This is a genomic window from Actinomadura livida (assembly GCF_014648675.1).
GTDB lineage: Bacteria > Actinomycetota > Actinomycetes > Streptosporangiales > Streptosporangiaceae > Spirillospora > Spirillospora livida.
In genome coordinates this window covers 92,484-113,401 of the sequence record NZ_BMRO01000007.1, presented here as the reverse complement: position 1 = coordinate 113,401, position 20,918 = coordinate 92,484, and the positions used below count along the sequence as shown (strand labels likewise).

General features: G+C 73.6%; 14 protein-coding genes and 1 riboswitch. Of the genes, 5 read left to right on the top strand and 9 right to left on the bottom strand.

The genetic code is table 11. The features are described from left to right. Positions 1-298 precede the first annotated feature (298 nt). From IEZ03_RS17990 to IEZ03_RS17975, 4 genes are all read left to right on the top strand, one after another. Positions 299-2,539, top strand: a complete 2,241-nt coding sequence (locus IEZ03_RS17990; RefSeq protein ID WP_184881636.1) for a sensor histidine kinase — start codon at positions 299-301, stop codon at positions 2,537-2,539. Beyond that, on the top strand, positions 2,539-2,967 hold the full coding sequence (locus IEZ03_RS17985) for a DUF742 domain-containing protein (RefSeq protein ID WP_132044660.1): 429 nt from the start codon (positions 2,539-2,541) through the stop codon (positions 2,965-2,967). The genes IEZ03_RS17990 and IEZ03_RS17985 overlap by 1 nt, the downstream gene beginning before the upstream one ends. After that, a complete protein-coding gene (locus IEZ03_RS17980; protein WP_184881634.1) occupies positions 2,948-4,249 on the top strand; it encodes an ABC transporter substrate-binding protein in 1,302 nt (433 codons plus the stop codon). Before IEZ03_RS17985 ends, IEZ03_RS17980 begins: the two co-directional genes overlap by 20 nt. Positions 4,250-4,408: 159 nt before the next feature. Further along, positions 4,409-4,798, top strand: coding sequence for an STAS domain-containing protein (locus tag IEZ03_RS17975; RefSeq protein ID WP_184881632.1), 390 nt, complete (start codon positions 4,409-4,411; stop codon positions 4,796-4,798). On the opposite strand, the gene IEZ03_RS17970 is transcribed toward IEZ03_RS17975, so the two are convergent. Both IEZ03_RS17970 and IEZ03_RS17965 read right to left on the bottom strand, forming a co-directional pair. Beyond that, positions 4,788-7,295, bottom strand: coding sequence for a multicopper oxidase domain-containing protein (locus IEZ03_RS17970; protein WP_184881630.1), 2,508 nt, complete (start codon positions 7,293-7,295; stop codon positions 4,788-4,790). The genes IEZ03_RS17975 and IEZ03_RS17970 overlap by 11 nt on opposite strands. Then, positions 7,292-8,398: a DUF8744 domain-containing protein gene (locus IEZ03_RS17965; protein ID WP_184881628.1), complete on the bottom strand. Its 1,107-nt coding sequence runs from the start codon at positions 8,396-8,398 to the stop codon at positions 7,292-7,294. Before IEZ03_RS17965 ends, IEZ03_RS17970 begins: the two co-directional genes overlap by 4 nt. Positions 8,399-8,455: 57 nt before the next feature. On the opposite strand from IEZ03_RS17965, the gene IEZ03_RS17960 reads away from it, so the two are divergent. Then, a complete protein-coding gene (locus IEZ03_RS17960) occupies positions 8,456-9,247 on the top strand; it encodes a DUF2249 domain-containing protein (protein WP_184881626.1) in 792 nt (263 codons plus the stop codon). Positions 9,248-9,304: 57 nt separating this feature from the next. On the opposite strand, the gene metH is transcribed toward IEZ03_RS17960, so the two are convergent. The 7 genes from metH to IEZ03_RS17925 all read right to left on the bottom strand — a co-directional run bounded on the left by metH (position 9,305) and on the right by IEZ03_RS17925 (position 20,884). Next, positions 9,305-12,916 (bottom strand): methionine synthase, encoded by a 3,612-nt coding sequence (gene metH / locus IEZ03_RS17955; protein WP_229808371.1) that lies wholly within the window; start codon positions 12,914-12,916, stop codon positions 9,305-9,307. 11 nt (positions 12,917-12,927) lie between these two features. Continuing rightward, a riboswitch (S-adenosyl-L-homocysteine riboswitch) is annotated at positions 12,928-13,006 on the bottom strand. 36 nt (positions 13,007-13,042) lie between these two features. After that, positions 13,043-13,435, bottom strand: a complete 393-nt coding sequence (locus tag IEZ03_RS17950) for a DUF6221 family protein (RefSeq protein WP_184881624.1) — start codon at positions 13,433-13,435, stop codon at positions 13,043-13,045. A gap of 58 nt (positions 13,436-13,493) precedes the next feature. After that, positions 13,494-14,747 carry a lipase family protein gene (locus tag IEZ03_RS17945; protein ID WP_184881622.1) on the bottom strand — a complete coding sequence of 418 codons (1,254 nt, stop codon included), beginning with the start codon at positions 14,745-14,747 and terminating at the stop codon, positions 13,494-13,496. A 252-nt stretch (positions 14,748-14,999) separates the two neighbouring features. Next, positions 15,000-16,235 (bottom strand): glycosyltransferase, encoded by a 1,236-nt coding sequence (locus IEZ03_RS17940; protein ID WP_184881620.1) that lies wholly within the window; start codon positions 16,233-16,235, stop codon positions 15,000-15,002. 28 nt (positions 16,236-16,263) lie between these two features. Next, on the bottom strand, positions 16,264-16,581 hold the full coding sequence (locus IEZ03_RS17935; protein ID WP_132044684.1) for a hypothetical protein: 318 nt from the start codon (positions 16,579-16,581) through the stop codon (positions 16,264-16,266). Positions 16,582-16,635: 54 nt separating this feature from the next. Beyond that, a complete protein-coding gene (locus IEZ03_RS17930) occupies positions 16,636-17,415 on the bottom strand; it encodes a class I SAM-dependent methyltransferase (RefSeq protein ID WP_184881618.1) in 780 nt (259 codons plus the stop codon). Between the two features lie 94 nt (positions 17,416-17,509). Then, positions 17,510-20,884 carry an ATP-dependent helicase gene (locus IEZ03_RS17925; RefSeq protein ID WP_184881616.1) on the bottom strand — a complete coding sequence of 1,125 codons (3,375 nt, stop codon included), beginning with the start codon at positions 20,882-20,884 and terminating at the stop codon, positions 17,510-17,512. Between the last annotated feature and the right edge of the window lie 34 nt (positions 20,885-20,918).

Below are 20,918 nucleotides of genomic sequence, written 5' to 3'. Positions count from 1 at the left end.
ATGCCGCTGACCAGCGATAACGAAAGATCTACCGGCCGCCGACCCGCCGCGGGCGCGCACTTTGCCGCAGACGCAGAAATTACACGTAGATAACAATTCGGACGGGTGAGGCAGATCGCCCGAGTGTCTCATGAGCATGTAGTAGCGTCCTGGGCTACCCGAGTGACCTGGATCACAGCAGCACGGAGGTCCTCATGAGCGTTGGCCATCGCCGGGGACCCGGGGCATGAGGCGCCGTCCCGGGAGAAGGCGGCACGGGGTGCTCCGGGGCAGAGCCAGGTCCGTCAGATCGCGGATCGTGCTGCTGCTGGTCCCGCCCGTCACGGCACTGGTCGTCCTGTGGGGCGTGGCCGCGACCACCTCGCTGCAGGACAGCCTGCGGCAGGCCAGGGCGCAGACGTTCACCACGAAGGTCCTCGAACCCACCGACCAGGTCATCGCCGCGCTGCAGGACGAGCGGCGCATGTCGCTGTCGGCCCTGGGCGACGACGCGACCATCGGCCGCGCCGGGTTCGAGGCGCAGCGGGAGGCGACCGACCGGGCCGACGCGGCGTTCCGCGCCTCCGCGGAGGACGAGGAGATCAGGGGCGCGACCCGGCCGGTCACGCGGCAGCGGATGACCCGGTTCGCGGACGCGCTCGGCGGGCTGGAGCCGCTGCGCGCCGAGATCGACGACCGCAGCCTCGGGCGGGCCGAGGCGATGGCGCGCTACACCGAGTACATCGAGATGGCCACCGAGATCTACGACGAGGTCCACTCACTGGACCCGGACCTCGTGCGGCAGAACCGGGTCCTCCGCACGCTCGAGAACGCCCGGGAGAACCTCTCCCGCGAGGACGCGCTCGTCACCGGCGCGCTGGCGGCCGGGCGGCTGAGCGAGGAAGAGCGCCTGCAGCTGGTGGAGTTCGCCGGGGCGCACCGGTTCCTCTACGGGGACGCGGCACGCGAGCTCCAGGGCTCCTACCGGGTGCGGTACGAGCAGATCGTGTCCGGGCCGGAGTTCCGCCGGTTCGACGAGTTGCAGAACCGGCTCATGCAGCGCGACTCCGCCGGCGGGCGACCCGGCGTGGACATCGGCGCCTGGCACACCGCGACCGAGGCGGTGGACGCCCAGCTGGCGGCGCTGTCGTCCGAGATCCGCAAGGAGAACACCCGGCGGGCCGGCAACGAGGCGAACGCGGTCCTGCTGCGGCTGGCGCTGACCGGCGGGCTGGGGCTGCTGGCGGTGATCGCCGCGATCCTGTTCGCGGTCCGGGCCGGCCGCCGGCTGATCGTGGAGAGCCGCGCCATGGCCGCGGCCGTCGACGAGTTCGCGCAGCAGCGGCTGCCGCTGATCAACGAGCGGGCGCGGCGGGGCGAGGAGCCGCTGGAGGAGCTCGCCGCGGGCGACGCCCCGGACGGCGGGCGCGCCGGCGGGCGCGCCGGCGAGCGCGGCGGCGGACGCGACAGCGGGCGGTTCCGGGTCACCGAGGTCGACCAGATCGACCGGGCTTTCGCGCAGACCAAGCGGGCGGTCGTGCGCGCCGCCGAGAACGAGGCCCGCGCGAACCGGCGGCTGAACGAGATCTTCGTGACGCTGGCCCGCCGCAACCAGTCCCTCCTCCAGCGGCTGCTGCGGATGCTGGAGACCATGCAGCGCGACACCGAGGACCCCGACGAGCTGGAGCGGCTCTTCGAGCTGGACGCGCTCGCCACCCGGATGCGGCGGCACGCCGAGGGCCTGGTGATCCTGTCGGGCCGCCCGTCCGGGCGGACCTGGGCCGACCCTGTCCGGATGGTGGACGTGGCGCGCGCCGCGGCCTCCGAGGTCGAGGACTACACCCGCGTCGAGGTCGTGCCGATGGGCCGCGCGGCGCTGCTCGGGCCCGCGGTCGCCGACACCATCCACCTCATCGCCGAGCTGATCGAGAACGCGGCGGTGTTCTCGCCGCCCAACACCACGATCCGGGTGACCGGGCAGGAGGTCGCGCACGGGTTCGTGATGGAGGTGGAGGACCGCGGGCTCGGCATCGCGCCCGACATGCTGGCGGAGCTCAACCGGCTGCTGGCCACCGCCCCCGAGCTCGACCTGGACGACAGCGCCCGGCTCGGCCTGTTCGTCGTGGCGAGGCTGTCGGCCCGGCACGGCATCAAGGTGACGCTGCGCGCCTCCCCGTACGGGGGGATCACCGCCATCGCGCTGATCCCGCGGGAGCTGGTGGCGCGGCCGCCCGAGCGCCCCGGCGGCCACGAGGTCACCGACACCGGCGAGTGGGCCGTGGCCGGTGCCGCCCCGCCCGCGCCGCCCGTCCCGTCCGCACCGCAGCCGCCGTCGGGCGACCACCTCGCGCTGGTCACTCCCCCGCCCGCCGACCTGCCCGTGCGGCGGCGCCAGACCCACATGGCGCCGCAGCTGCGGCGCACCGCCGAGACCCGGGAGGAGCCGTCCGGGACGGGCGGGGAGGAGCGGTCGCCGGAGGCCGCCCGCGACTTCATGTCCACGGTGCAGCGCGGCTGGCGGCGGGGCCGCGCCGCCGATGCGGGCGACGGCGGCCCGTGATGTCCGGCGAGCTGCCGGGCGGATCCGCGGATCCGGGCCGGGACCGCAGGGCGCGGCCGGACGACCTCTGGGCGGACGAGGAGGCCGGGCCCGTCGTCCGTCCCTTCGCGGTGACCCGGGGCCGCACCAGGTCCCGCCGCCGCGGCCGCCAGCTCGACCTGATCGCGGTCGTCGTGACCGCCGAGGTGCCGATGCCCGATCCGCTCACGCTCGGCCCCGAGGACGAGCGGATCCTGGAGTTCTCCATCAACCCGGTGTCTGTGGCCGAGCTGTCGGCCGCCCTGCGGCTGCCGGTGGGCGTGGTCCGCGTGCTGGTGAGCGACCTGCTCGACCGCGGGCTCATGCACGTGCAGAGCGCCGCCGCGCCGCCCGGACGCCCGGACGCCCGCATTCTCAAGGAAGTGATCGATGGTCTCCGCGCGCTCTGACAGGCCAAGGATCAGGTCCCTGCTCGCCGCGGCGGCGCTGCTGGCGGGGCTGGCGGGCTGCGCCTCCGGAACCGACGAGGGCGGCCCCGCGGCGGACGTCCCGGGGATCACCGCGGAGCCCTGCCCGAAGGCCGTGAACCGCGACCACGGCTGCATCTACCTGGGCATCATCTCCGACCTGACCACGGGGCCGTTCACGGGTCTCGGCGTGCCGATGGTGACGGCGCAGAAGGCGTTCTGGGACCGCGTGAACCGGCAGGGCGGCATCGGCGGCTACGACGTCGACGTGCACACCTACATCCGGGACAACAAGTACGACCCCGCCACGCACCGCAGCGCGTACATCGAGATCAAGGACAAGGTGCTGGCGCTGGCGCAGAGCCTGGGCTCGCCGACCACCGAGGCGATCCTGAGCGACCTGCGCGCCGCCCGGATGATCGCGGTGCCCGGGTCGTACCCGTCCCGGTGGGAGTTCGAGGACGTGATCCTGGAGTCGGGCGCCTCGTACTGCTTCGAGTCCATGAACGCGATCGACTACGCCGTCGACACCTTCGGGGCCGAGAGCGTGCTGGCCGTCTACTACTCCGGCGACTACGGCGGCGAGGGCGCGGCGGGCGCGAGGCTCGCCGCGACAGCGCGCGGCCTGCGCTACTCGGAGGTGGAGACGCAGCAGGGCGCGGCGAAGCAGGCCGAGGCCGTCCGCGCGATCCTCGAGCGGCGGCCGGACGTCGTGATGCTCACGGTGGGTCCCGCCGAGACCGCCGCGATCGCCGGCAAGGCCGTGGAGGCGGGCTTCCAGGGCCGGTTCATGGGCAACAACCCGACCTGGGTCGGGTCGCTGCTGAAGACCCCGGCGGCCGAGGTGCTCAAGGCCCGCTACCTGGTGGTGGCGCCGTGGAAGACGTTCCCCGCCGACTCCCCCGGGCACACCGCGATGCGGCTGGCGCTGGGCCAGGTGGAGCCGGACAACGCGCTCACCTCGGGCTGGATCTTCCAGTACCCGCTGAAGACGGTGCTGGAGAAGGCCGCGGCGAACGGCGACCTGACCCGCGAGGGCGTGTACGACGCGCTCCGGCAGGTCACGACCGTGGACTACGAGGGGATGCTGCCCAGGAAGGCGGGCAACTTCTCCGGCAGCCCGAACGCGGCGGCCTTCCGCGAGTCGGTGGTCGGGCGTCCCGACGAGCGGGAGTTCACCGGGGTGAAGGTGATCACGGACTTCGTCTCCGGCCCGACCGCCACCGGCCACAACCTCGCCTCCCCCTGCTACGCCGCCGGCTGAGGACGGCGCTTTCCCACGTCAACAATTTCCGTGCGGATAATGACCCCAGAAGTCTTGAACATGGTTTGACTTTCCGCCGCTTGTAGATTGATCCTGGATTCGGTCCACTTAGGGCAATGCTCGGCAGTCCCATTAGCGCGGCACACTCCGGTATCGACCTTGAGCGAGGCGACCATGGAGTTCACCACCTCGGGCGGCGCGACCGTCCGCCGCACGGACCAGGACGCGACTCTGCTGTTCCCGGTGGAGGCGGATGTCCGAAACTGTGCCGACCTGCACGCATTGTCGCGGCAACTCCTCGACGAGGGCATCAGTTCATTGGTCCTCGATCTCACCGACTGTCAATTCTGTGATTCCAGTGGGCTGAACGTCATTCTCCGCACCTATGTCCTGGCCAAGACGGCGGGGATCCGGCTGTCGATCCGGCTGCCGGAGCACGGCATGGTGCGGCGCACGTGCTCGATCGCCGGGGTGACGCGGATGATCCCGGTGGAACTCGCGGGCACCCCGCCGGAGGGGGACCCGGCCGTCCGCCGGCTCAGCCGGTGACCTTCAGGATCCCGTGGGCTCCGGCTTCGCCGTGCCGCATGTCGTGGTCGACGAACGGGTAGTGGCCGGCCTCCGGGACCACCGCCTCCACGAAGCCGCCCTGGCCCGGCGCGAGGTCGAGGATCTGCGCGCCGCCGTCGTCGCCCTCGCGGAGGAGGTAGGCCCCCTCCTTGTAGACGGTGTCGAACTGGGCGCCGACGATGTGGAACGCGGTACCGGACGCCGGGCCCGCGCCGACCACCCAGACCCGGACGCGGTCGCCCGCGCGGGCGGTCAGCGGAGCGTGGTCGTAGCCGGCGGCCGTGCCGTTGAACGCCCACGCGTCGGGGCGGCCGTCGCGCATCTTCGCCACCTGCTCCGCGGAGCCCGGCCGTCCCAGGTACAGCTCGCCGTGGACGAGGACGTACTCGCGGTCGACCCGGGGCAGGTCCGGCGGGTCGATGATGACGGCGCCGTACATGCCGTTGCCCATGTGCTGGAGCATCGGCATCGTCGAGCAGTGGTACAGCCACGCCCCGGCGTGCTCGGCCTTGAAGCGGTAGGTGAGGCGCTCGCCGGGCTGGATGGTGCGCATGGGGCCGTCCGGCGCGAGGGACCCGGCGTGGAAGTCGATGCCGTGCCCCATGGCCGCGTCGTTGACGAAGGTGACGGTGAAGACGTCGCCGACCTTGCCGCGCAGGACCGGGCCGGGAACGGTGCCGTTGAACGTCCACATCTGCTGGCGGACGCCCGGGGCGACCTCCAGCTCCCGGTCGGTCGCGCGGATCTCGACGCGGTGGTCCTTGCCGCCTGGGGCGGGTTCGAGCGCGGCGTCGTAGGGACGCCACTCCGGCGACATCGGGGCCGCCAAGTCGAGCGGGCCGGTGCCCTGGTGGGTTCCGTGCTGGGCGTGCTCCGGCGCCGGTCCCTCCGTCATGTCGATCCGCATGGTCATGCCCGCGGCGCGGTGGCCGGGCACGGTGCACCAGCCGTCGATCGACTCCTCCAGCGGCGGGACGGTCAGCGTGGCGGTCTCGCCCTGGTCGAGCATCGGGGTGGCCTGGCCGGTGGCGAGGCGCAGGTCGTGCGGCATGGCGTCCTCGTTGGTGACGCGCAGGACGAGCCGCGTCCCGGGGGCGGCCTCGATCGTCCCGGGGCGGATGCGCATGTCGACGAGGGCGACGTCCACGGTGCGGGTGCCGGAGGCCGCGACAGCCGAGCCGGACCGGTCCGCGCTCCCGGCCGCGACGCCGGCGGCGAGCGCGGTGAGCAGGACACCGGCGGTGATGCCCGCGACGACCGGCGACGGGCGGCGGGTGCGGACGACGGTCGCCGCGGCGAGCACGACGAACGAGCCCAGCGCGGCGATGGCGGCGATCCAGGCGGCGCGGGTCAGCCACCCGGGGACGGGCAGGACGAGCAGCGGCACCGCGGCGTTGACGGCGGCCACGCGCGGCAGCCACAGGCGTTCGAGCACGGCCGCGTTGGCCTTGAGCGCCGCGGGCCCGCCGCCGAGGACGACGGGCAGCAGGAACGTCAGCGCGCCCAGGAGCGTCTGCCCGACGAAGCCCACGAGCACGAGCGGGAGCAGCCCGTCGAGGCTCTGCCGGACGGCGTCGGCGGCAAGGGTCATCGCGAACCAGGCGGTCCCGGCGGCGAGCATCCACGACGCCGGGGTGTGCGGGCGGCGCCGGAGGAGCGTCCGCACGAACGGGACGAGGGCGAGCGCGGCGGCCGCGGCGTAGAGGAGCAGGCCGGCGGCGGCGAGCCAGCGGACGTCGGCGAGGAGGCCGCCGACCGCGACGGCCAGGCCGGGCACGGCGGCGCGCAGCGACCAGCGGGCGATCCGCCCGGTGCCGTCGACCATCCGGGTGCGCAGGACCGTCGGCCACAGCGTGAACAGGGTGCCGAGCACGGCCAGCCCGACCCAGCCGAGGATGTTGACGTGCTCGTGCGCGGCCCGCACCGGCGCGTGCCAGCCGGACGGCACGCGGCCGGACGCCAGCAGGCCGCCGAGCGTCCCGCCCGCGACGAGCGCGACGCCGGACCACACGTACCAGCCGACGACGTGCGCGAACCGTCCGCCCAGGGCGCCCCGCCCGCGCACGGCGAGGACGGTGACGTGCGCGGCGACGACCGCGACGACCGTCGCGGCGCCGCCGGAGGCGAGCAGGGCGTACCCTCCGGCGACACCGCCCAGCACGGCGGCGATCCCGGCGTTCAGGACCGCCAGCCGCGCCAGCGGCCACCGGCGCGGCGGCGACGGGATCCGCAGCAGCGCGGTGGCGAAGTGCTCGGTCCAGGTGACGATCGCGTTGGTCACGGCGCCGAGCAGGAACAGGTGGATCAGCAGCCAGCGCGGCGCGGGCAGGCCGTGCTGGACGAGCGCGGCCGCGGCGGTCAGCGCCAGCCACGCGAGCACGACCCCGTTGGCGACCGCGTGCCAGGTGGAGCGGGCCGGGCGGCGCGCGGGCGGTTCGGTGGCCGCGGGCCTGGGCCGGATGCCGATGGACGTCATGACGGTTCCCTTCGCAGGAGGCGCGACGCGGCCACGGCGCATCCGCCGAAGAGCAGGAGCGACACCTCGCCGAGGACGCCGCCGGTCGTCCGCAGGGCGCCGGACCCGCCGAGGTCCCCGGCGACGCGGACGACGAGGGAGGCGTGCAGCAGGACGAGCGGCGCGTACAGGACGGGGTGGTACGGCAGCCGGACGCGCAGGACCGCGGGCAGGATCACCGGCGCGTGCCCGAAGACCATCGACATGACGAAGCCGAGGAACACCGCGTGCAGGGCGGCGTCGTTGAGGCCGCCGGAGGCGGGGCGCCCGGCGGCGAGCCAGATCGTCCCGGCGACGGCCAGCCAGGCGTAGCCGGCGAGGAGGCAGGCGGCGGCGTAGCGGGGCAGGCCCGTCCCGCGGACGGTGCGGCGGGCGACGTCGTGGACGGCGAGCCACCCGGCGAGGGCGGCCATCCCGAGCCCGGTGAGCCGCCATCCGGCGTCCGGCCAACCGGTGGAGGCGGCGGCGCCCGCGCCGACCAGGGCCGCCGCGACCAGGAGGCCGTCGGACGCGCGGCGGCCGAGGAACGCGACGCGGGCGAGTTCGAGGCGCTCCCCGGCGATCGTGAGGACCAGGAACGCGGCGAGCCACGGGACGATCTCGCCGACCGGCCGCCCGGACAGCCACAGCAGCGCGCCGGCGTACCAGGCGACCGCACCGGACAACTGGATCGCGAGGTCGCGTCCGGTGCGGCGGCCGAGGACGGCGATGTAGATCGCGATGAGCCAGCCGCCGGCGGCGGTGAGCAGGAGCTTCCCGGGGAGCGTCAGGCCGAGGGCGGTGGTGACGGCGCCGAGGCCGGCGAGGGCGGGGGCGGCGTAGCCCCAGGGGCGGCCGAGGGCGACGGCGCGTTCGAGGGAGATCAGCGTGCCGAGGAAGCCCAGCGCCATCAGCGCGCCGTGCTCCCGCGCGAACGAGGTGCGCGGCATCGGGACGTCGAGGCCGAGAAGCCCGAGGGCGCCCCAGAGGCCCGCGACGAGCCCGAGCAGCGCGCCGGCGAGCAACGGGAACCGGCGCGCCGCCACCCGGGGCCGGGGGCCGCCCCTCGTCTCCAGTTTCTCCATACCGCTACTATAAATACAAGTACGGTTGTAAAAAACAGCTCGGCACGAGGAGTGCTCATGACCACATCGACCGCGAGCCCGCAGCAGGAGACCGTGCGGGCGATCCTCGACCACCACGAGCGGCTCGGCCGCACCATGGCGGACCACGTCCTCACGATCGCGCGGGCCGCCGACCAGCTCGCCGCACCGCACGAGCGGCGCGACCGGCTCGTCGCGTTCTGCGCCGACGAGGTCGTCCCGCACGCCGAGGCCGAGGAGAAGACCCTCTACCGGGCGGCCGAGGACCTGCCCGAGGCCCGCCTGCTGCTGCGCGCCATGCTGCGTGAGCACACCGTGCTGAAGGAGCGGCTCGCCGAGCTGGAGGCGGCGCGCACGCCCGGGGAGACGATCGCCGCGGCGTCGGCCCTCAGCGCGCTGTTCGCGTCCCACCTGCACAAGGAGAACGATCTGCTGCTGCCGGCGCTCGTCGACGCGGGCGTCGACCTCGGCGCGCTGCTCGCGGGGATGCACGAGATCCTCGGCGCGGAGGCCGAGAGCCCGCGGGACGGGGCGGACGGGCACCACTGCACGTGCGGCGGCCACGACGACCCCGGCACGCCCGGTGCGAAGGCCGAGCTCGACGGCGGGGAACTGGACGTGCGCGTCCTCGTCCCCGCGCAGCGGCACGAGCAGATCTTCGCGGCGTACCGCGCGCTGGACAACGGCGGGGCGTTCATCCTGGTCAACGACCACGACCCGAAGCCGCTGTACTACCAGTTCGCCGCCGAGCACCCCGGCGACTTCACCTGGGACTACCTGGAGACCGGCCCGGAGGTCTGGCGCGTCCGCATCGGACGTCCCTGGGCCTGACGGCCATGCGAGCACGCCCGGCGGCCGCGGCGCGGCGGCCGCCGGGCGTTCCGGCCGTTACGACGGATCGTACGCCAGGTTCGGGGCCAGCCAGCGCTCGACCTCCGCGACCGGGAGGTCGCTGCGGCGGGCGTAGTCCTCGATCTGGTCCTTGCCGACGCGCCCGACCGTGAAGTAGCGCGACTCCGGGTGCGCGAAGATCAGGCCGCTGACACTGGCGGCCGGGGTCATCGCGAACGACTCGGTCAGCTTCATGCCGAGGCGGCCCGCGTCCAGCAGGTCGAACAGCCGCTGCTTCAGGCTGTGGTCGGGGCTCGCCGGGTAGCCGAGCGCGGGCCGGATGCCGCGGAAGCGCTCGGCGTGCAGGTCCTCCAGGAGGGGGTCGGCGTCCGGCTCGAACCAGGCGCGGCGGGCCTCCAGGTGGACGTACTCGGCGAACGCCTCGGCCAGCCGGTCCGCGAGCGCCTTCACCATGATCGACTTGTAGTCGTCCTGCTGCTCCTCGTACTTGGCGGCGAGGTCCTCGGCGCCGAGGATCGTCACCGCGAAGCCGCCCAGGTGGTCGCCGGACGGGGCGACGTAGTCGGCGAGGCACCGGTTCGGGCGGCCCTCCGGCTTGGACGTCTGCTGCCGCAGCATCGGGAACCGCGTGTCGGGCAGGACGATGTCGTCGCCGTCGGAGTGCGCGGGCCAGAACCCGTAGGCGCCCTGGGCCTCGAACGAGCCGTCCGCGATGATCTGGTCGAGCAGCTCGTTGCCCTCGTCGAACAGCTCCCGCGCGACGGGCTGGTCGAGGATCGCCGGGTACTTGCCCTTCAGCTCCCACGCCAGGAAGAAGAACTGCCAGTCGATCATCTCGCGGATCGCGGTGATCTCGGGCTGGACCACCCGCACCCCGGTGAAGGCCGGGGTCGGCAGGTCGCCGAAGTCGACCACCTCGCGGTTCTCCCGCGCCCGCTCGTAGGCGAGCATGGGGCGGCGCTGCTTCTTCTCGTGCTGCTCGCGCAGCCTGGCCTGCTCCTCGCGGTTGGCGGCGGCGAGGGTCTCGGCGCGGCCCTCGTCCAGCAGGTCCGACACGACGCCGACGACGCGGGACGCGTCCAGCACGTGCACGGTCGTCGCCTCGTACGCGGGGGCGATCTTCACGGCGGTGTGCTGCCGGGACGTGGTGGCACCGCCGATCAGCAGCGGCAGCCGCATGCCGCGCCGCTCCATTTCCGCGGCGACGGAGACCATCTCGTCCAGCGACGGGGTGATCAGCCCGGACAGCCCGACGGCGTCGGCGCCCTCCGCGATCGCGGTGTCCAGGATCTTGGCGGCCGGGACCATCACGCCGAGGTCGATGACGTCGTAGTTGTTGCAGCCGAGCACGACGCCGACGATGTTCTTGCCGATGTCGTGCACGTCGCCCTTCACGGTCGCAAGGACGATCTTGCCCTGGCCGCGCTCGGTGTGGACGCGCCCGGCGCGCAGCGCCTCCTCCTTCTCCCGCTCCATGAACGGTTCGAGGTAGGCGACCGACCGCTTCATCGCGCGGGCGCTCTTGACGACCTGCGGCAGGAACATCTTCCCGGACCCGAACAGGTCGCCGACGACCTTCATGCCGTCCATCAGCGGGCCCTCGATGACGTCGAGGGGGCGGGCGGCCTTCTGGCGGGCCTCCTCGGTGTCCTCCTCGATGAAGTCGACGATGCCGTGCACGAGGGCGTGCGCCAGGCGCTTCTCGACGGGCGCCTCCCGCCACGAGAGGTCGACCTCGCGCTTGGTCGCCTCGCCCTTGACGTTCTCGGCGAACGACACGAGCCGGTCGGTGGCGTCCGGGCGGCGGTCGAACAGCACGTCCTCGACGAGTTCCAGCAGATCTGCCGGGATGTTCTCGTAGACGGCGAGCTGCCCCGCGTTGACGATGCCCATGTCGAGGCCGGCGCGGACCGCGTGGTACAGGAACGCCGAGTGCATCGCCTCGCGGACGACCTCGTTGCCCCGGAACGAGAACGACAGGTTCGAGATGCCGCCGCTGGTGCGCGCGCCCGGGCAGCGCTCCTTGATGAGCGGCAGGGCGTCGATGAACGCCTTGGCGTACCCGTTGTGCTCGCTGATGCCTGTCGCGACGGCGAGGACGTTCGGGTCGAACACGATGTCCTCGGCGGGGAACCCGGCCTTCTGCGTGAGCAGGTCGTAGGCGCGCCCGCAGATCTCCACCTTGCGCTCGGTGGTGTCGGCCTGGCCGGTCTCGTCGAACGCCATGACGACGACGCCGGCGCCGAAGTCGCGGATGCGGCGGGCCTGCTCCAGGAACTGCTCCTCGCCCTCCTTGAGGCTGATCGAGTTGACGACGCCCTTGCCCTGGACGGTCTTCAGCCCCGCCTCCAGCACGCTCCACCGCGAGCTGTCCACCATGATCGGGATGCGGGCCACCTCGGGCTCGGTCGCGATCAGGTTCAGGAACGTCGTCATCTCCCGCTCGCTTTCGAGCAGGTCGGCGTCCATGTTGACGTCGAGGAGGTTCGCGCCGCCGCGCACCTGGTCCAGCGCGACGTCCACTGCCCCCTGGTGGTCGCCCGCCTCGATGAGCCTGCGGAACCGCTTGGAGCCGGTGACGTTCGTCCGCTCGCCGATCATGATGAAGCCGGTGTCCCGGCCGATCTCGAACGGCTCCAGCCCGCTGAACCGCGACGCCTTCGGCGTGCGTGCGATCTGGCGGGGCGCGGCGTCCCGGACGGCCTCGACGATGCGGGCGATGTGGCCGGGGCCCGTCCCGCAGCAGCCGCCGACCGCGTTGACCATGCCGGACGCGGCGAACTCGGCGAGCTTGGCCGCCGTCTCCTCCGGCGTCTCGTCGTAGCCGCCGAACGCGTTCGGCAGCCCGGCGTTCGGATAGCTGGCGGTGTAGGTGCCGGCGATGCGCGCCAGCTCCGCCACGTGCGGGCGCATCTCGTCGGCGCCCAGCGAGCAGTTCACGCCGACGACGAGGGGCTCGGCGTGCTCGACCGAGCGCCAGAACGCCTCGACGGTCTGCCCGGAGAGCGTCCGGCCGGACAGGTCCACGATCGTCACCGAGATCCACAGCGGCAGTTCGGGGGCCGCCTCGCGGGCGGCGGCGATCGCGGCCTTGGCGTTCAGCGTGTCGAAGATCGTCTCGATGAGGAGCAGGTCGACGCCGCCCTCGGCGAGGCCGCGGATCTGCTCTGCGTAGGAGTCCTTGACCTTGTCGAACGTGACGGCGCGGTACGCGGGGTCCTCGACGCGCGGCGACAGCGACAGCGTGACGTTCAGCGGGCCGACGGACCCGGCGACGAACCGCCCGCCGAACTCGTCGGCGGCCTGGCGGGCGAGGCGGGCGCCCGCGACGTTCATCTCGTGGACGAGGCCCTCGAGCCCGTAGTCGGCCTGGCCGATGGAGGTCGCGGTGAACGTGTTGGTCGTCGTGATGTCGGCACCGGCGCGCAGGTACTGCCGGTGGACGTCGAGGATCACGTCCGGGCGGGTCAGGTTGAGCAGGTCGGGGTCGCCGGTGACGTCCTTCGGATGGTCATCGGCCACGCGGTCGCCGCGGTAGTCCTCGGGGGCCAGGCCGGCGCCCTGGAGCATCGTGCCCCAGGCCCCGTCCAGGACCGCGATCCGCCGTTCCAGTAGCTCGCGAAGTTTGTTGCCGTTGATTTCGAGCACCTCCCGTCTTGAGTGGGAGGCGCCCTTGTTCCACCGACTTCCGAGGCCGAGCGTGGCGGGCTCTCGCCCGTTGCAGCGCCTCTCGGCCTCACATCGAGGTTACATAACGGGCCCCGCCCCTGTCTGTCAGGGGCGCCAATCATCTCGGTATGCGGGATGCGACGCGTACGGCAGCGCGAGGCGGCGCAGCACGTTCTCGCGGACGACCTGGGCCGCTTCGGTTTCCGGCGTCCGGTGGCCCTGTTCGAGGATCCACGCCTGTTTCTCGTAGTCGTCGAGGATCTGGCGGACGGCGGCCACCTGGGCGAGGGTCCGGGACGGGTCGTGCCGGGCGATGTGCTCGGCGTACGCGCCGTTCTCCGCCTTCGCCACATAGGCGGCGTCACCGGGGTCGCCGGGAGGCTGCGGGTCGGTGTGGATCGTGCCGGAGGGCCCGGTCTTCCAGGCGAGGCCGGAGCAGTCGCGGGCGATCTGCTCGTCCCTCGCCAGCCGTGCTCGGAGGAACTCCACCAAATCCATGAGGCCATCCTGCCCCGCGGAGGGGACGGGATGGCCTCGGCCCGCGGTACCGATCAGATCAGCGGGGGCAGTTGCCCTGGACGGGCTTGTCCGCGAAGCGGTCGGTGATGAACTTCATGGCGTCGGGGTGGCTCCAGAGCATGCCGGTGGCGTGCTCGGCGAGCGTGTAGGTCTTCCAGGTCACGTTGGCGCCCTTGGCGCACCACGCCCGGTGCAGGGTGTCGGCCTGCTGGAACGGGATGATCTGGTCGTAGACGGCCTGGGTCTGCAGGACCGGGACGCCCGGGGCCGTCCCGCCGAGCTTGTTGGCGTCGAGCGCCGCGCGCCACGCGGGGTCGTCCAGCGGGTTGGCCGTCGAGTAGTCGCTGATGCGCTTGAAGGCCGTCGTGAGGAGCGTCGAGGCGCCGTCCACGCTGGTCAGGCACATCTCGCGGGCGTTCTCCAGGAGTTCGCGGCCCGCGTCGTTGAGGTACCCGTCCAGGTCCAGCCCGGGGTAGGCGGAGTCGTAGCCGACCGCGGCCATGAACATCAGCGCGATGAAGAGCGACCCGTCGAGCCCCTCGGCGACGGCGTGCAGGTCGGCGGGCACTCCCCCGGCGAAGACGCCCTTGATCGGCAGGTCCGGCGCGTAGGAGCCGGCGAGCTCCGCCGCCCAGCCCGCCGACGTCCCGCCCTGGGAGTAGCCCCAGACCGCGACGGGCGAGCCGCCGAGCCCGGCTTCCGGAAGGCGCCGCGCGGCCCGCGCCATGTTCAGCACGGCCTTGCCCTGGGAGCGGCCGACCTCGTAGGTGTGCCCGCCCGGCGTGCCGAGGCCCTCCATGTCGGTGACGGCGACGGCCCAGCCCTTGTTGAGCGCGTCGATGATCATCAGTGCCTCGTAGTCCAGACCCGTGGTGAGGGTGTGGGACGGGGCGCACGAGTCGCCGAGGCCGCGCGTCCCCACCGCGTAGGAGACGAGGGGCCGCCGGCCCTCGCCGGTCCACGGCTTGGTGGGCACGAGGACGATCCCCGACACCGCGATCGGCGTGCCGTGCACGTTCTCCGACCGGTACAGGACCTGCCACGACGTGACGTCCTGGACGGGCGACCCGCCGAACGGGTCGACGGTGAACACGGCCGGGCGCGACCTGATGATGTCGCCGGACGCCCCTTCCGGCAGGGGCTCGGGCGGGCGGTAGAACGGATCTTCGGCGGGAGGCTTGGCGTCCTGGGGAGCCGCGGCGGCCGGCCCCTGCAGCGCGGTCACCACGAGGGCGACCCCGAGCCAGGACGCCAGGACGGCGCGCAGGACATGGCGGACTGTGATGGACATCGGCCCGTAACCCTTCGTCATCCCCCATACCGTCCGGGCGACGGCCACCCGACCGTAACGTCACTGGACACTTACTCCAATAGCGCCGAACGATGGATGCGGATGTCGGATTTGTTCGATCCTGCTAAGCACGCCCGTTCGTATCGCTCAGCCCGCCGTAGGCCGAGCACACCTGCGCGATGCTGAGGCGGCTCTGAAGGCCGGCGACCACGACCTCGGCCTCTGAGGGGCGCATGACCCCGCCAAAAGGGTTCAGCTGCCCGTCGTCCGGCTCTCCTGGGGAGCGGCCGTGCGGCCCTTCCAGGCACCGCCACGCCCGGCGCGGTGCCGGCGGGCCGAATCGGCGGTCATGGCCGCGTACATCAGGGCGACGAGCGGGAGGGCCGGGGCGCGCAGCGCGGACAGGCGGTAGAAGCGGAGCACGGGCGCGTAGGTGGCGGCCATGATCGTCCACGCGAGGAGGCCCACCGCGGCGGGGACGGCGGCGTGCCGGGCGCCCAGGGCGAGGCCGGCCCATCCGGTGACGGCCGCGACGGGCGGCACCGCGTAGATCAGGAGCAGCGCGGCGATCGTGCCGGCGAGGAGGGCCGGCGAGTAGCGGAGCTGGTGGTAGGCGCTGCGGGCGACCATCGTCCACAGGTCGGCGAGGCGCGGGTAGGGGCGGCGGCTGACCACGTCGCGGCTCAGGTCCAGGCGGCAGCGGCCGCCGGCGCGCTTGAGCAGGCGCCCGAGCGCGACATCGTCGATCAGCGCGCCGCGGATCGCGGCGAGGCCGCCGGCGCGGGCCAGGGTCTCGCGGCGGACGAGCATGCAGCCGCCGGCCGCGGCGGCCGTGCGGGCGCCGTCGCGGGTGACGCGGCGGAACGGGTAGAGCTGGGCGAAGAAGTACACGAAGGCGGGCACGATCAGGCGCTCCCACCGGGTGTGCGTGCTGAGCGTCGCCATCTGGGACACGAGGTCGCGCCGCTCGGCCGTCGCGACGCGCACGAGCCGCGTCACCGTGCCGGGGGCGTAGGCGATGTCCGCGTCGGTGAAGAGGAGGTACTCCGGCTCGCCCGCCGCCTGGACGCCCCGCGACATCGCCCAGACCTTGCCCGCCCAGCCCGGCGGCCGCTCCCCCGCCTCGACCACGCGAAGCCCGCCGAGCCCGTCGGAGAGGCCGCCGCCGAGGCGGGCCGCGACGTCCGCGGTGCCGTCGGTGCTTCCGTCGTCCACGACGATCACGCCGAAGTGGCCCGGATACTCCTGGGCCAGCAGGGTCGGCAGGGTCTCCGGGAGCACGGCGGCCTCGTCGCGGGCGGGGACCACCGCCACCACCCGCGGCCAGCCGGGCGGGTCGGCGCCCTCCGGCAGTCCCGGGCCCGTCCGCCAGAAGGCGCCGTGGCCCAGCGCGAGGTAGAGCCACCCCGCCAGGGCGGCCAGCGCCAGAACGCCCAACACCGACACGTCGGCAGCCTCGCAGTGCCCGTGGGCGCGCGTCCAACTCATCCCCTGACCGGCACCCCGCGGGCGGCGCTCAGGCGACGCGGGCCTTCGCGGCCATGCAGATGCGGGCCAGGTCGTTGAGGGCGTCGGCGCGGCGCTCGTCCAGGGACCGGTCGTCGCCCGGTCCGGCCTCGGCGAGGGTGTCGATGACCAGGGAGAACACCGGCCATTCGGCGGGGCCGATGGCGCCCTGGAAGTCGACGCCGTCCGCCAGGTCGTCCAGGTCGAGGTTGCGGGCGAAGGTGGCGAGGGCCGCCTCGGCCGCGACGACGCCGATGCGCATCGCCAGCGCGGCCGGCTCGCGATCGAGGGACCGCCCGGCGACAGAACCCACGGTGCTAGAACCCATGTTCGACAACATAGAACACATGAGCGACCCGCGTCGAACACTTGGTCGAAAACGTTACCCGACGATCGCCTGCTGGAAGAGGTAGGTGTGCGTGAAGTGCAGGACGCCGTCGACCTCGCTCGGGCGCATGCCGGTGGGCGGGCCGCCCGCCAGCTCGTCCGCGAGCTCCCGGCGGATCTGCGCCGCGGCGTCGTCGGGGGTCTCGGAGAACTCCAGCCACGGGTCGAGGGGACGGACCCAGTCGAACCGGTCGGACCGCTTCACGTCCGCGCCGCAGGCGGTGACGATCTCGGCGATGCGCGATTCGGTGAGGGCGGTGCCGTGCGAGGGGTCGCGGAGGCGCTCGATGCGGTCCGGGTCGCCCGGCACGCCGTCGGGGCGGACCAGGTCGGCGATGATCAGCGCGGCGCCGGGGCGGCCGACCCGGCACATCTCCCGGACGACGGCCTCCGGATCGGCGACCTGGTGGAGCGAGAAGCGCGTGACGACCAGCGTGAACGACCGTTCCAGGAACGGCAGGGCCGTCGCGTCGCCGTGCGCGAAGGTGATGTTCATGAGGGCGGCGTGGTCGGCGTCGCGCTTGCCCTCGGCGAGCATCGCCGGGGTGAGGTCGAGGGCCGTCACGTGCCGGACGCGCCGGGCGATCGCGCGGGACACGAGCGCGGTGCCGGCAGCGACCTCCAGCACGATGTCCTCGAGGTCGAGCTCCGGTTCCATGAAATGGACGAGCCGGTCCAGATGACGGGTGAAGGCGGAGTTGCGCGCCGGGTCGGCGAAGCCCGCCGCCTGCTTGGAGAACTCGCGTACGACCTTCTCGTCATGGGTCACCGTCACGTCCCGCCTCCTCGGATTGTTGCCCGGATCATCCCTGAAACGACGTTCGGTGAACAGGGGTGCGTGCGGCACATCACCCGACATTCCGGGAAAATCAGGCAGCGGGGACGCCGTCCAGCAGCGCGGCGAGGCCGGCGGCGTCGAGCAGGTCCGCGGGACGGACGGTGACGTTCGCGCCGACGTAGTGGAACGCCGCGCTGACCCGCCCGACGTCCACCCCGGCCAGTTCCGCCCACGCCAGCCGGTACGCGGCGAGCTGCACCGACGCGAACCGCGCCTCGTCCCCGGACGGCGGCGAGCCGGTCTTCCAGTCGACGACCTCGTAGCCGCCGTCCCGGGAGCGGAACACGGCGTCCATCCGGCCGCGGACCAGCCGGTCGCCGATGACGGTCTCGAACGGGACCTCGATGTCGAGCGGCTCCCGCGCCGCCCACTCCGACTCCTCGAACCGGGACCGCAGCCGCTCCAGGTGCGCGTCGTCGGCGGCGCCCTCGTCGGCGGCGCCGGGCAGCTCGTCGGGGTCGAGGAGGCGCTGCTGCCCCCAGCGGCTCTCCAGCCAGGCGTGGAACGCGGTGCCGCGCCGCGCGTAGGGGGCGGGCGGGCGCGGCATCGGGCGGCGGATCTGCCGGGCCAGCGCCGCCGGGTCGCGGGCCAGCGACACCAGCGACGACACCGACAGGTGCGCGGGCAGCTCGACCAGCAGCCCGTCGCCGCCGCGGCCGCGGTCGCGTTCGGCGAGGAGCAGCTCGACGTCGCGCGCCCACGCGGTCATGCGGGCGCGGTCGGCGTCGGACAGGCCGGCGTCCCCGGACCAGTGCCGCGTCCGCCCGGCCATCTCGTCCCCGACCATGCGGGCCGCCTCGACGACGGCCTCGTAGCGCCCGCGCGCCGAGACGTCGGACCGGCCGCGGTCGCCGGGCGCCACCGGCCACTGCTCCTCGTCGGGGTCGGCGAGCAGCGGGTTCGCGGCGCCCTCCTCGGGCGGGTCGGCCCACACGGCGACGGACCCGCCGCCGGCGAGGCAGGCGGCACGTGCCTCTTCCAGGAAGGGCGACGGGCCGAGCGGGCGGCCCGACGACCCCCACCAGTAGCCGGTGGCGATGAGCAGGCTGGACGCGCGGGTGACCGCGACGTAGGCGAGCCGCCGCTCCTCCCGCAGGTCGCGGTCGGAGCACGCCTGGTCGAAGGCGGCGAGGTCGTCCTTGTCGAGCCCGCTCAGCGGCGGCAGGTCGGCGCGGTCGCCGCGCAGCATGAACGGCAGGACGCGGGGGTTCGCGGTCCAGCGGGTGGCGTTCTGCGGCGGCGACGGGAAGATCGAGCCCTTGGCGGGCGCGCCGTTCTTCTGCGGGACGTACGACAGGCCGGGGACGACGACCACCGGCCATTCGAGGCCCTTGGACGCGTGGACGGTGAGCAGCTTGACGCTGTCGGTCTCCCCGACCCGCCCGGCCTCCAGCCCGAACTCCTCGGTCTCGGCGGCCTTGAGGTAGGCGAGGAACGCGCCGAGCGTCGGGTCCTCGGCGTCGCCGGCGAACGTGGCGGCGGCGTCGATGAAGGCGTCGAGGTCGGCGCGGGCGGTGACGGGGTCGAGCCCGGAGCGCGCCGCGACCTCGATGTCCAGCCCGAGCGCGCGCTCCACCTCGTTGACGAGGTCGGGCAGCGGCAGCCCGACCTGGCCGCGCAGCGTGCGCAGCTCGTCGCGGAGCCGCCGCAGCCGCCCGTAGCCCTCCGGCGAGTACGCGTCCGGGGGGCCGAGGTCGTCGAGCGCGTCGACCAGGCTGCCGGTCTCCTGGTTCAGCTCGCTGACGAGCTGCCGGAGCGGGTCCGCGCCGTCCTCCGGGGGCTGCTCGCCCGCCTCCTCCGACGGTTCGGCCTCCTGGGGCTCGGCCGTCTCCGGCGGGGTGACGTCGCGGGCCGCCTCCTGCGCGAGGGTGCGGGCGCGGCGGCCGAGGGCGACGAGGTCGCGCGGGCCGAGCCGCCAGCGCGGGCCGGTGAGCAGCCGGGCCAGGGACGCGCCGGCCGTCGGGTCGTGCATGACCCGCAGCGTGGCGACGACGTCCTGCACCTCGGGGACGGTGAGCAGCCCGCCGAGGCCGACGACCTCCACCGGGATGCCGCGGGCCTCCAGCGCGCGCCTCAGAAGCGGGAACTGCGATCGCTTCCGGGCCAGGACGGCGACGTCGGCGTACCGGAGCGGCTCCGGCTGCGGGCCGCCGTCGGGGGCGGTGCCCGGATCGGCGGCGATGAGCTGGGCGATGCGCGCGGCGATGCGGTCGGCCTCGTCCTCGACGGTGGGGAACAGCGAGCACTCGACGCGCCCCCGGCCCTCCCGCCCCGCGCCGGGGATCAGCCGCGGCACGGCCTTCGTCTCCGCGCGGAGCTCCTCCTGGACCGTGGCGGCGGCCTCCAGGATCCGCTCGCCGTTGCGGAACGAGCGGCTCAGCTGCACGACGGGCGCCGGCACCGGGCGCCCCCCGGCGGCCCCCGGCCGCAGCGGGAAGTCGTGGGCGAACCGCAGCAGGTTGCCCGCGCTGGCGCCCCGCCACCCGTAGATGGACTGGCAGGGGTCGCCCACGGCCGTCACCGGGTGCCCGCCCGCGAACAGCGACTTCAGCAGGACGAGCTGCGCCTGGCTGGTGTCCTGGTACTCGTCCAGCAGCACGACGGAGAACCGCGACCGCTCGATCATCCCGACCTCGGGATGCTTGTAGGCGATCCGCGCCGCCAGGGCCATCTGGTCGCCGTGGTCGACGACCTCCCGGCCGGCCTTGGCCCGCCCGTACGCCTCGACGAGGGGCATCAGCTGCTCGCGGACGGCGTGCTTGGCGAGGATGTCGCGCTGGGCCTTCAGCGGCTTCTTCACCTCGGCGAACCGCTCGTCCAGCCACGCGCCGACCTTGCGGACGTCCTCGGGCGTCCGCAGGTGCTCCGCCAGGTCTCCGGCGAGGTCCATGACGGCCTTGGTGACGGTGTCGGGCTGCCAGTCGACGCGGTCCATCGGGCCGTCGTAGGCGTCCACGACGCGCGAGCAGATCTGCCAGGCCACGGCCGGCGAGATGAGCCGCATCGTCGGTTCGAGGCCCTCGCGCAGCGCGTGGTCGCCGAACAGCCGCGCGGCGTACGAGTGGTACGTCGACACCATCGGCTCGCCGTCGAACAGGGCGTCGCCGCCGAGCCGCTCCAGCTCGTCGCCTGGCAGGACCTCGCGCAGCGTGTCGAGCCGCTTGCGGACGCGGGCGCCCAGCTCGGCGGCGGCCTTGCGGGTGAAGGTGAGGCCGAGGACGCGTTCGGGCCGGACGAAGCCGTTCGCGACCAGCCACACGACCCGTGCGGCCATCGTCTCGCTCTTGCCGGACCCGGCGCCCGCGATCACCGCCATCGGCGCCAGCGGAGCCTCGATCACCCGGGCCTGCTCGTCGGTCGGCTCCGGGATCTCCAGCAGCCGGGCCAGCTCTCCCGGCGTGATCACCCCACTCCCCCCGAGCCCGGTGCCTGACGGCTAC